Below are 12,065 nucleotides of genomic sequence, written 5' to 3'. Positions count from 1 at the left end.
TAAATTGATGGCGAAAAATTCTCCTTCGGAATTGATGTTTGGCAAATGCGCATACATTTTGTTATCCTTGATAAGCAGCGGAATTTGCAGCGATTGCGCCAATCCCGCCGGCTGCAGTGTGAAGGTCGCTTCAAACCGGACAGGGTTTGTCGCGGATACGCCTTTCCAGAGAACCGTCCCGTCGGTAAGCATTGCCATTAAGCCGCTCAACAAGGGTGTTTGCGCGTTGGCTGTTGTATTCACCTTGATTTTCGCTTGACCGCTGAAGCTATAGTTGTTTATTTTCGTTTGCTGCGATAATGCGGCGAGCGCTTGTTCTTTCAACTTTTTGCCATTGACACAGCCGGCGGACATTGCCGCGATCAGCGCCATGATTGTACAGATTGCGATAAGCTTTTTCATCGGCGGGAAGTCTCCTTGTTTCTATTTTTCTTAACCATTATAACGGTTTGGGCCGGCTTTGTCTTTAAGAAACGAATACAAATTGCGGGTGTAAAAAAATAGCGGATGAAGGGGGGCAAACGCATTGGCCGCGAATGAACGGCTTGGAAATCGTGAGCTTGCGCAGGTGATCATGGACGCCATTGCGGCTTCCCCGCAGCGCGCCATTTCCTTTCGCGACTTCATGGATTTGTGCCTCTATCACCCGAAGTATGGATATTATATGACGGAGCGAAAAAGAATAGGCCGCGACGGGGATTTTTACACGAGCGCCAATATCGGTTCGATCATGGGCGAAATCATTGCCGAAAAATTTGTCCGTATGACCGGTGCTTGGCGGCATGACGCCGCCATTGCGGAATGGGGCGCGGGAACGGGACGGATGGCTTATCACATTTTGCGGCATTTGCAAAACACTTATCCCGGAATTTATGAACGCATGCGATATACGATCGTCGAAACAAGCCCGAACCAGATTTCGCAGCAAAAGGAACTGCTGGCAAACCATCGCGAACGGGTCGACTGGCAAACCGCCGAAGCCTGGTTTGCGAATGCGCCGCATTCGGACGTGTTCGTCTTCGCCAATGAACTTATCGATGCGTTTCCGGTGCATCGCGTTCAGGGCAGTGTCGATGGCATCCTTGAGCTGTTTGTAACCTGGGATGAACGGGCGGGCGCGTTTCGCGAAGTTGCGCTTCCGCTTGACGATAAAGCGCTGCAACGCCATCTGGCGGAGTATGCCGTCCGATTGGCGCCGGGGCAATATGCGGAAGTCAATCTCGCGGCGGTGGAGTGGATTGGCCGTATGGGCGGCGCGATCGAATCGGGCGCGCTGATCACGATTGATTACGGCGATCTGATGGCGGAACTTTTCGCGCCTCACCGGATGAAAGGGACACTGATGTGTTACCGCAACCATTTGGCTGCGGACAATCCTTACGAATATGTGGGCGAGCAGGACATAACGGCGCATGTCAACTTTACGCCGCTCATTGCGGAGGGAAAAAAGGCCGGTTTTCAGGAATGGCGATGGCAAACGCAAAAGCAGTTTCTGCTTGAAAACGGCATTTTGCACAAGTTGGCGGACCATGCGGAAAGCGATCCGTTCCATCCGGCCGTGCGCCGCAACAGGGCGATTCGGCAGTTGCTGTTGTCGGAGCAGATGAGCGAGTTGTTCAAGGTGCTGGAATTCCAGAAAAAATAAGGGGTGGCTTGTACGCCGCCCCGTTTGCTTTTTGCACATTGCGACTGTTTATCAGTGCAGCTGGAAGAATGACCAATATGTAAGCCCGCTGAAGGCGACGATCATATAGCCCCAGAAGGTCAACACATAGGTTTTCTCCGATAAATTCATGTACCCCATCAACACAAAAACCGCAGTCTGGAAAAAGTACAGCAGGGCCATTTGGTTGAACTTGCCGGCGAGCGCCATAAGAGCGATCGAAAGTGTGAAAAAGCCTAGTACGCGAAACATTCTGCCGTTAATTCCCATATCGACGATCCCCCTTCCTTGCGTCTGCATCAAACACCTAACGATTATTATATCGTTTGCCGTTGCCGGTGTAAACGTTCGTTTGCGTAAAATGTAGAACAATTTTTGAAAAATTTATGTTGCCATAGTTTTTCTCTTTTTCGCCACAAATTATGTATGGGCGCGGGGAAAATTGGCAATACAAATTAGTATAAGAAATAGATTCTATGAATTCTATCATGAGCATAGAATTTAATACAGGTTTTGTTCGAGCGTAAAAACCGCGCATGTTTGTTAGGAGGTAAAATTGTAGTATGGCAACTATCAGGCAAGATGCTTGGACATCGGATGACGATCTGATTTTGGCCGAGGTGACGCTTCGCCATATTCGCGAGGGGAGCACCCAGTTGAAGGCGTTTGAGGAAGTGGGCGAACGGATAGGCAGAACGGCCGCGGCATGCGGATTTCGGTGGAACAGTTGCGTCCGCAAAAAATATGATCCGGCCATTCAGATCGCCAAATCGCAGCGGCAAAAGCTGGGCCGGCAAAAGAAGAAATCGGGAGATTTGCAGCAGTCTGCCATGATTTCCGCCTCGGCGGACTCCTCCGGTGCAAGAACGGAGCTTGTATCGGAAGAGACGCTGTCGATCGACGCCGTCATTCGTTTTTTGCGGCAATTTCGCGCCAGCCATCAAGAGTATACGAAACAAATCAGGCAATTGGAAAAAGAGTTGAAAGAAAAAGACGAAGAATTGCAAAGGCTGCGCACAGAAAATGAAAATTTATCGAAACAGGTAAATGAAGTGTCGTCCGATTACCGCGTCGTCAACGATGACTACAAAGCGCTGATCAAGATCATGGATCGTGCGCGGAAGCTCGCCTTTTTGACAGAGGAAGAAGACGAGCACAAACCGCGGTTTAAAATGGATGCCAACGGCAATTTGGAACGAATCGAGTAAACACATATCTGAACAAACGCCAAGACCCGCGCAGGGTCTTGTTTTCGTTTGCGCACCGCTAACGGTCAGCCCGAACATCAATCATATGCATGCGGGAAATCCTCCGGTATAAATGATGGAAATACCGTTTATCAGATCTTATGCTGGAAAAACTCCCGTATAAATTCGCCGTTTTTCAGCCATTGGCGGTTTTCGGAAAATTATGCGGGAGGTTTTCCTGCATAATTTCATTTTTGCGTAAAGTTGCCGAAAATAACGGGAGATTTTCCCGCATACGGCCGGAGCGCGCCAATTCACCTGGTTACCGGTAGCGTTCAACGGAATCATGCCGCAGGCAAATTTCCCTATTCGGCTTGAAAATTTTTCTATGTTATAATAAATTGAATCGATTGAAGGAGTTGTTGCCTGAACAATGACTGTTATTTGGCAGTGGATCGCACATTTGTACGCGATACTGGCGGTCGTCCCGTTTCTGCCATTTGTCATTATTTTCATCGTACTCGGAGTTTTGCTGCCCGACCGAAAAAAAGCGTTCGGTTACGCCGCGGATGTTACGACCTTTTTGCTGGTCGGATCGGTATCCGCGTTGTATGATAAAGTTGTGCATACGAGCCTGAACGGCATTTGGCTTTTGGTTTTGGCGTTCGTAATCGGCGCCGGGCTTTTGGGCAGCTTGCAAAACCGCAATGTTGGGATGATTGATTACAAAAAAATTTTTCGCGCCGTTTGGCGTTTCGGCTTTCTTTTCCTTAGTTTTTGTTATTTGCTCTTGTCAGTCGTTTCCATAATCCAACATATTGCGGCGGTGTAAATTTCATCGTAGTCATTTTCGCATGATAAGGGGCGTCTTAAGTGCTAAACGTTGAAGAAATGAATCTTCCCAGCGGGCAAACGATGACCGACGATTATATCAATCAATCGCCGCGAGCGGCTTCCATTTTTGCGCATCACTTTCTGCAAGAGGCTGCTTGGACAGACCGCGTGCGCTGGCTTTCGCAATCCGCGGCGCCGCATGTTGATAAACAGCAACTGGCCGACGCGCTTGCCGACTACAACGAAATGATCGGCAATTCTCCGGAAGCGCATGCGCAAGCGAAAAGCCTGGCGAATCCCGGCACGCTGGCGGTTGTCGGCGGCCAACAAGCCGGGCTGTTTACCGGGCCGTTGTATGTGATCCATAAAGCGATCACGCTCATTCGGCTTGCCGACGACTTGCGCAAGCGGTTCAACCGCCCGGTCGTCCCGGTATTTTGGATTGCCGGCGAAGACCATGATTTTGCGGAAGTAAACCATATTCATTACTTGAATAAAGAATTGCAAGTGGAAAAATTGACGATCGGCAACCCCGAGGATGCAAACGGCAAACGAATATCCGTCAGCAAACGGCGCATCTCGCGCGCGGAATGGGAAGAAGCGTACAAGGGGCTGGAACGGTCGCTCGCGGATACGGAATTCAAGCGCGAGCTGCTCGCCAAAGTCGCCGGGATTTGCCGCGAGGCGGATACGCTTGCCGAATCGTTTGCGCGCATCATGGCATGGCTGTTCGGCCAATACGGACTTGTTCTGTTCGACTCCGACGATATTCGCATCCGCAAACTGGAAAGTCCTTTTTTTGTGCATCTCATAAAGCGCTATCGCGAACTGAACGACGCGTATTTGCGCGCTTCACGGGCCAACGCCGAAAGCGGCTACGCGCCGCAAGCGCATGTGAGCGAAAATGGCGTCAATCTGTTTGTGCAGCATAAGCATGAACGCACGCTCCTGTTTGCGGAAGGCGGGCTTTTAACCGATAAAAAAGGCGCGCTTACGATGCCGGAGGAAGAGCTCTTGCGAATCGCCGAAACCGCGCCCGAGCGGCTTAGCAATAATGTGCTTACCCGCCCGTTGATGCAGGAATATTTGTTTCCGGTACTGGCGACGGTGCTCGGTCCGGGAGAAATCGCCTATTGGGGGCAAACCGGCGAAGCCTTTCGCGTATTGGGGATGGTGCAGCCGATTATCGTTCCGCGGATTTCGCTCACATTGGTGGAAGGAACGGTCCGCAAGCAAATGCAAAAATACGCGCTATCGTTTGCGGACGTCCTTTACCGGTTTTCCGAGAAAAAGCGGGAATGGCTTGCGGCGCATGACGAGTTTCGGCTTAAGGAAAAGTTTTCTTTCGCCAAAGCGGAATTTTCGCGAATGTACCGCCCGCTGCTGGCGGAATTAAGCGCGATCAATCCCGGTATCGGCGCCTTGGGCGAGACAAATTTGCAAAAAATACTCGAACAAATCGACTTTTTGCATCACAAGGCCGCGACGGCGTTGTCCTCCCAGCATGAAGCCGCGCTTCGCCAATTGGAAAGAATCAAATTGACCATCCATCCGATGGAAAAGCCGCAGGAAAGAGTATATAATTGTTTTGCTTATTTGAATCGCTATGGCAGCGGGTTTATCGACGAATTGGTCCGGTTGCCGTTGCAAGCAAACGGCCGCCATAAAATCGTCTATTTGTAACGTAGGAGGGGATGACGTTGGCGACAAAGGCAACCAACAGCATGATCAAAGACATTTCGCTTGCCCCCGATGGACATCTGAAAATCGCATGGGCAAAGGCGCACATGCCGGTTTTGAACCGCATTCGCGCGCGATTCGAAAAAGAACAGCCGTTCAAAGGATTGAAAGTTGCGATTTCCTTGCATTTGGAAGCGAAGACGGCATATTTGGCAAAAGTGGTCCAAGCGGGCGGGGCTGAAGTCGCGATAACCGGCAGCAATCCGCTGTCGACGCAGGATGACATTTGCGCGGCGCTCGTGGAAGACGGAATTACCGTTTTCGCCAGGTACAACCCGACGCCCGACGAATATAAAAATCATTTGTTGCGGACGTTGGAAACGAAGCCGGACCTGATTATCGACGACGGGGGCGACCTCGTCTCCACGCTGCATTCGGAAAGGCGCGATTTGCTCGCGCAAGTTAGAGGCGGCGCGGAAGAAACGACCACGGGCATCTTGCGCCTGAAAGCGATGGATAAAGCGGGCGAACTGCAATTTCCGATGATCGCCGTTAACGACGCCTATTGCAAATATTTGTTCGATAACCGCTACGGCACCGGGCAATCGGTTTGGGACGGCATCAATCGCACAACCAATCTGGTTGTCGCCGGAAAAACAGTCGTTGTCGTCGGCTACGGCTGGTGCGGAAAAGGCGTGGCCATGCGGGCAAAAGGGCTTGGCGCGAATGTGGTCGTAACGGAAGTGGACGCGATTAAAGCCGTTGAGGCTTATATGGACGGATTTCGCGTCATGTCGATGGCGGAAGCCGCCAAGATCGGCGATATTTTCGTCACTGTGACAGGCAATCGCGACGTCATCCGCGGCGAGCATTTCCGGGTCATGAAAGGCGGCGCGATCATGTGCAATGCCGGCCATTTCGATGTGGAAGTGAACAAGCCGGAATTGGCCGCGCAAGCAGTTTCCATTCGAACCGTGCGCAGAAATATCGAGGAATACGAATTGGCGGACGGGCGCAAGCTGTATCTTTTGGCGGAAGGACGCCTTGTGAACCTGGCGGCGGGAGACGGTCATCCGGCGGAAATTATGGATATGACCTTCGCGCTTCAGGCAATGGCTTTGCAATACGTGAACGAGCATTATGAAAAGATCGGCGGGCGCGTATTGAACATGCCGTATGAATTGGATGAAACGGTGGCGCGATATAAACTGGAGTCGCTCGGGATTGCCATCGACCGGCTTACGTTGGAGCAAAAAACGTATTTGGAAAGTTGGCAGCCGCACTAAAGATGTGATCATCCGAAATACCTTGCAACCTTTATGGTGTTTGGCCCGTTTATGGATTAAACCGTGAAAACGGCAAAAATCTGTAAGGGGGCTCGGCTATGAATCAGGGGAAAAGTAACGACTTTCCAACAGAGAAACGGCCTTTTGCCGGAAAAATGTTGCTCTCGCCATTCATACTGCTGTTCGTTTTGCTGCTTGTAACCGGATGCGCCGGCGGCAAAAGTTCCGATTCGGCAACCGCAAACGGTAACAAAGCCGTCAATGCGGCGGCGGACGTAGCAACGAACAGCAAAGCGGCGGGAAGCGGCCAGGCGAGTTCGGAGCAATTGGCGTTTACCGCGGACAGCAACGAAAGCAAACTTGGGAGCGAGGCAAATTCTAACGGCATTGGCGCGGGAGAAACCGCCTTGCCGGAAAACCGCAAGCTGATCTATCATGCGAATGCGACGATGGAAGTGGCGGATTACGCGGAAGCTTCCGCGAAAATCCGCGATTTGATTGCGCTTTCCGGCGGCTATATTTTGCAGTTTACCGAGTCGCAATCGCTTTATGAGCGCGGCGGCACGTTTGTGATTAAAGTCCCGTCGCAAGGCTTCTTCTCCTTTATCGAAAAGCTAAGACAAATCAGCCCGAAAACGTTCCAGCCGGCCGTTGAGGGACAGGACGTTACCGAAGAGTATGTTGATTTGGAGTCCAGACTGAAAGCGAAGCAAGTCGTAGAAGCCAGATTGCTCTCGTTTATGGAGAAAGCAACCAACTCCGACAGTTTGCTTAAATTTTCCAATGAACTGGCTTCCGTACAGGAAGAAATCGAACAAATCAAAGGCAGAATGCGCTATCTCGACCGCAATGTCGCATATTCAACGATTGAATTGCGCGTCCGCGAGCAGTTGCAAAAACAGAAAGCCGCCGCGGAGAAAATGAAAGGTCCTGTTTGGGAGCGGGCCGGCAAAGCATTAAACGGAAGCTTGCGCGGAATCGCCTCCTTTTTTACCGAATTGTTTATTTTCCTGGCCGGGGCGCTGCCGATCATCCTGTTGCTTGCAGCCGTGGCGGCACCGTTTGTTGTTTGGTGGCGAAAAAGAGCGCGTTACAGGAAAAATCCGCCGTCATCCCGCAATAACCCGGCAAGCAATGACAATGACAACGCCGATTCGTCAGCCAATATGTGACAAAAAAACCATTCATAAATAAAAAAAGATCATAAAAAATTTGGAAATCCTGCTTCTGTGAGCAGGATTTTTTTGTTCAGTGGAGAATAAGCATAGTTGTGTGGTGGAAAGTGGAGCGAAGTGGTGGAAGCGGGGAACGAAGGAGCGACGGCCGATGTTTATGGGCGAATATCAGCATTCGATCGACGATAAAGGCCGGTTATTCATTCCGGTTAAATTTCGTGACGCCCTCGGTCCGTCATTCATAATAACCCGCGGACTCGATCGCTGCCTGTTCGTTTATCCGCGCCAGGAATGGACGCAGATGGAACAAAAGCTGAAATCGTTGCCGCTGATGAAGTCCGATGCCCGCGCATTTACCCGCTTTTTCTTCTCGGGCGCGACTGAATGCGAATTGGACAAGCAGGGCAGAGTAAATATGCCCAAAAATCTGGTTGAGCACGCCAAATTGGAGAAGGAATGCGTTGTGATTGGCGTATCCAACCGCGTAGAAATCTGGAGTAAAGAAATTTGGCACGACTATGCGAAAGCATCGGAAGAATCTTTTAACGAAATCGCGGAAAAACTGGTTGACTTTGATTTTCATTTCTAGCGCTTGCATGACAAGGAGGAGGCCGCTTTGTTTCACCATATCACGGTATTGCAAAACGAAGCGGTGGAAGGTTTGCGGGTTGAGCCCGACGGAATCTATGTCGATTGCACGTTGGGCGGAGCGGGGCACAGTTTGGCAATAGCGGCCAGGTTGGCGGATGGTGGCAAGCTGTACGCAATTGATCAGGATGAAACAGCCATTCTGAATGCCCAAACAGCGCTGGCTCCCTTCCGCGATAAAGTGGTGCTTATCAAGGACAATTTCCGTAATTTGCAAGCGGCGCTGCTGCGAGCGGGCGCGCCCGCGGTCAATGGCATTCCCCAGGTTAACGGCATATTGTTCGATTTGGGCGTGTCGTCGCCCCAATTGGACGAAGCCGGCCGTGGGTTCAGTTACAACCAGGATGCGGAGCTTGACATGCGAATGGATTTAAGCGGCGAATTAACCGCCCGAAAAATCGTAAATGAATGGCCGGAAGGCGAACTTTCGCGAATCCTGGCTGCATATGGGGAAGAAAAATTCGCCCGGAAAATTGCCCGCGAACTCGTGAAAGAGCGGGAAAAAAGACCAATCGAGACGACGGGGCAACTGGCAGAGCTGATCAAACGGGCTATCCCGGCCGCGGCGCGAAGGAGCGGGCCGCATCCGGCGAAACGCAGCTTTCAGGCGCTGCGGATTGCGGTCAACGACGAACTGGGCGCCCTTGCGGAAGCGCTGGAGCAAGCCGTTGCGTGTCTCGCCCCGGGCGGCCGGGTGGCCGTTATCTCGTTTCATTCGCTCGAAGACAGAATATGCAAACAAACTTTCGCGAAATTTGTCGGAAAATGCACTTGCCCGCCGGATTTTCCTTTATGTGTGTGCAACCTGGCGGGAGAGCTCAAGCTTGTAACGAAAAAACCGATTTTGCCCGGCGAGCGGGAACTGGAGCGTAACCCCAGGGCGCGTTCGGCAAAATTGCGCATCGCGGAAAAAACGCAGATGGAGAGGAGGGCTTGATGATGGCGCAATATATTCGCGGGAATCTCGCGATCGCTGCCAAAAATAAGCCGCAAATAACGGAAAAACGCAGAGTGGTCATACATCGCAAAACATTGCCGGTTCAGGAAAAGCTGTTGTATTTGTTTGCCGTCGCCGTTTGCGTCGTCGTAGCCGGCATGATCGTATGGCGCTATGCGCAAATCTATGAAATCAACACCAAAATTACGAAAATCGATAACGAAATCCGCATATTGGAAGATGAAAACCGCAAACTGAAGTTGGATATTTTGAAATACCAGGATCCCAGGCGCATCATTGAACAGGCGCAACAATTGGGCTTGCGCAACTCTTCCGAAGATGAGGTCAAGGAAATTTCCGCCGACAGCAAATATGCGTTGAACACCGGTACATCCGACACCGATGTTGCTTTCGGGCAAAAACCGTAACATTGGACTAAAGATTTGAGGGGTTGACCTGGCATGGCAAAAAGGGTTAGAATCCGGTCGCTTTTGATAGGAGGATTTTTCACCCTTTTTTTTATGGCTATAATTGGCAAACTTTACTATTTGCAGGTGGTAGATTCCGCATGGTTGATGCAACGGGCGGAACGAAGCTGGAAAACAAGCGAAGTGCTGCAGCCGAAGCGGGGAACGATTGTCGATCGCAACGGCAAAATTTTGTCGGAAGACGTCCCGGCTTATACGGTCGCGCTTAATCCGAAGATCATTCATGAAGGAAATGTCGTAAACGAAGTCGTGAACGGTCTTGCGCCGATACTTGGCATGGATACGGCGGAAGGACGGGAGAAACTGTTGTCGCTCGCCACCAAAAAGCGCGAGGACGGCAGTTTTCAGCCGCAGGTGGAAGTCAGAATTGAAGGTTGGAAGATCGATGCGGACGTGGCCGACCAAATTAAAGAGTTGATCGCCAAACAGGATTTGCCGGGAATCTATTTGCTGCCGCAGCAGAAACGCTACTATCCCGGCGGCTCATTGGCAGCGCACGTGATCGGTTACACGAACAAAGAGGGCGATGCCGTAATGGGCGCGGAATTCATGTTTGATGATTTGCTGCAAGGCACGCCCGGCTCGATCAGTTATGAGAAAGATTTGCACGGCAACGCGCTGCCCAACAGCAAAGTATCGTACAAGCCGCCCAAGGATGGCAAAACCGTGATGCTTACGATCGATCGGAATATTCAGCATTTCGTCGATGACGCGCTGCGCCAAACGTTTGCCAAATACAAGCCCAAAAGCGCCATGGCAATTGTCGCGGACCCGAATACGATGGACATTTTGGCCATGGACAGCTTGCCGGATTTCAATCCCAACAAATATTGGCTAACACCGGATCAGTCGTACTTCATCAACCATGCGATTACATCGCAATACGAACCGGGATCGACCTTTAAAATCGTTACGCTGTCCGGCGCGGTGCAGGAGGGGCTGTTTCATCCGAACGATACGTATGAATCCGGCACGATTACCGTAGGCGGCGCCACCATTCACGACCACAATTGGGTCGGATGGGGGAGAATCACGTATCTGGAAGGATTGAAGCGCTCCAGCAACGTCGCCTTTGTCAAATTGGGTTATGAAGGGTTGGGCGAAAAAAAATTACGGGACTACATTCAAAATTTCGGTTTTGGCGTAAAGACGGGAATCGATCTTCCGGGCGAGTCGGCCGGCATTATCGACTTTCGTTGGCCGTCGGAAGTGGCGACCGCCACGTTCGGGCAAGGCAAGGTGACGGTCACGGCGTTGCAGCAGGTGGCTGCTGTTGCCGCTGTCGCCAACGGCGGCGTTCTGCTTAAACCGCACATCTTGAAAGAAGTAATCGACCCGGCAAGCAATAAACCGATCAAAAAAGTGGAGCCGGAAGAGGTGCGCCGCGTGATTAGCGCGGACACGGCCCATAAAGTAGCCGGTTATCTGGAGCAGGTCGTATCCGATCAGCAAATCGGCACCGGACGCCGCGCCTATTTGAAGGAATACAGTATCGCCGGAAAAACCGGAACGGCGCAAAAAGTGATCAACGGCGAATATGCCGAAGACCGCTATGTTGTTTCCTTTGTCGGTTTTGCCCCCGTGGAAGATCCGAAAATAGCGGTAATCGTCATTGTCGACGATCCTGCGCTTGGCGGGGATTACCGCGCGGGCGGAGAGGTTGCGGCGCCCGTTTTCAAAAGTATCGTTTTGAATACGCTGCGCTATTTGGGCGTGCCTTCCCGCGACCAAAGCCAGGACGCCGTCCAGGTGCAAAGCGGCGAAATGATGAAGGAAGTACCGGATCTGACCGGCTTGCCGCTTGCGGAAGCGACCGCCATGTTGCAGAAAAAACAGATCGCATATGGCGTTTTGGGCGCCGGCCAAAAGGTGATAAAGCAATTTCCCGGCAAAGGCGCGCAAATCGGCGCCGGACAACAGGTGCTTTTGCTGACCGATGATCCCGCCAAAACCCGGATGCCCGATTTGACCGGAAAGTCGTTGCGTGACGCGCTGGAGGTATGCGGACTGCTTCAGGCGGAATGCACTTTTTCCGGCGAAGGCTTTGTCAGCGGGCAAAAAGAAACCGATGCCGCGGACGGCAAGCGGAGCGTAACCATCATATTGACACCGCCGGCTAAACCTCCGGCAAACGCCGAAGAAACGGAGGCGGAGTAAGCCAAGCAGA

Annotated in this window: 12 protein-coding genes; 10 read left to right on the top strand and 2 right to left on the bottom strand. The window is 51.7% G+C overall.

The genetic code is table 11. The features are described 5' to 3' along the window. The coding region (locus VF260_02485; protein ID HEX7056053.1) for a hypothetical protein at window positions 1-402 on the bottom strand (402 nt) is incomplete at its 3' end. Window positions 403-526: 124 nt separating this feature from the next. Here VF260_02485 and VF260_02480 point away from each other — a divergent pair. Next, window positions 527-1,645 (top strand): SAM-dependent methyltransferase, encoded by a 1,119-nt coding sequence (locus VF260_02480; GenBank protein HEX7056052.1) that lies wholly within the window; start codon window positions 527-529, stop codon window positions 1,643-1,645. A 51-nt stretch (window positions 1,646-1,696) separates the two neighbouring features. On the opposite strand, the gene VF260_02475 is transcribed toward VF260_02480, so the two are convergent. After that, window positions 1,697-1,933 carry a DUF2626 family protein gene (locus VF260_02475; protein ID HEX7056051.1) on the bottom strand — a complete coding sequence of 79 codons (237 nt, stop codon included), beginning with the start codon at window positions 1,931-1,933 and terminating at the stop codon, window positions 1,697-1,699. A 293-nt stretch (window positions 1,934-2,226) separates the two neighbouring features. On the opposite strand from VF260_02475, the gene VF260_02470 reads away from it, so the two are divergent. From VF260_02470 to VF260_02430, 9 genes are all read left to right on the top strand, one after another. Continuing rightward, window positions 2,227-2,871, top strand: coding sequence for an RsfA family transcriptional regulator (locus tag VF260_02470; protein ID HEX7056050.1), 645 nt, complete (start codon window positions 2,227-2,229; stop codon window positions 2,869-2,871). Window positions 2,872-3,283: 412 nt separating this feature from the next. After that, window positions 3,284-3,682, top strand: a complete 399-nt coding sequence (locus VF260_02465) for a DUF3397 domain-containing protein (protein HEX7056049.1) — start codon at window positions 3,284-3,286, stop codon at window positions 3,680-3,682. 41 nt (window positions 3,683-3,723) lie between these two features. Beyond that, window positions 3,724-5,367, top strand: a complete 1,644-nt coding sequence (gene bshC / locus VF260_02460; protein HEX7056048.1) for a bacillithiol biosynthesis cysteine-adding enzyme BshC — start codon at window positions 3,724-3,726, stop codon at window positions 5,365-5,367. Window positions 5,368-5,408: 41 nt separating this feature from the next. Beyond that, on the top strand, window positions 5,409-6,650 hold the full coding sequence (locus tag VF260_02455) for an adenosylhomocysteinase (GenBank protein ID HEX7056047.1): 1,242 nt from the start codon (window positions 5,409-5,411) through the stop codon (window positions 6,648-6,650). A gap of 98 nt (window positions 6,651-6,748) precedes the next feature. Further along, window positions 6,749-7,822 carry a DUF4349 domain-containing protein gene (locus VF260_02450; GenBank protein ID HEX7056046.1) on the top strand — a complete coding sequence of 358 codons (1,074 nt, stop codon included), beginning with the start codon at window positions 6,749-6,751 and terminating at the stop codon, window positions 7,820-7,822. Window positions 7,823-7,976: 154 nt separating this feature from the next. After that, entirely contained in the window at window positions 7,977-8,414 is a 438-nt protein-coding gene (gene mraZ / locus VF260_02445) for a division/cell wall cluster transcriptional repressor MraZ (protein ID HEX7056045.1), read from the top strand. 27 nt (window positions 8,415-8,441) lie between these two features. Continuing rightward, the gene (gene rsmH, locus VF260_02440; protein ID HEX7056044.1) at window positions 8,442-9,410 is read left to right on the top strand and encodes a 16S rRNA (cytosine(1402)-N(4))-methyltransferase RsmH; all 969 of its coding nucleotides are present in this window, start codon (window positions 8,442-8,444) and stop codon (window positions 9,408-9,410) included. Then, window positions 9,410-9,838, top strand: a complete 429-nt coding sequence (gene ftsL / locus VF260_02435; GenBank protein ID HEX7056043.1) for a cell division protein FtsL — start codon at window positions 9,410-9,412, stop codon at window positions 9,836-9,838. Before rsmH ends, ftsL begins: the two co-directional genes overlap by 1 nt. A gap of 147 nt (window positions 9,839-9,985) precedes the next feature. Further along, on the top strand, window positions 9,986-12,055 hold the full coding sequence (locus VF260_02430; GenBank protein HEX7056042.1) for a penicillin-binding transpeptidase domain-containing protein: 2,070 nt from the start codon (window positions 9,986-9,988) through the stop codon (window positions 12,053-12,055). Window positions 12,056-12,065 lie beyond the last annotated feature (10 nt).

The sequence above is a fragment of the Bacilli bacterium genome (assembly GCA_036381315.1).
In the GTDB taxonomy this organism is placed as follows: Bacteria; Bacillota; Bacilli; order Paenibacillales; family KCTC-25726; genus DASVDB01.
The sequence above is the reverse complement of the archived record's forward strand: the minus strand, read 5'-3'. Positions and strand labels throughout refer to the sequence as shown.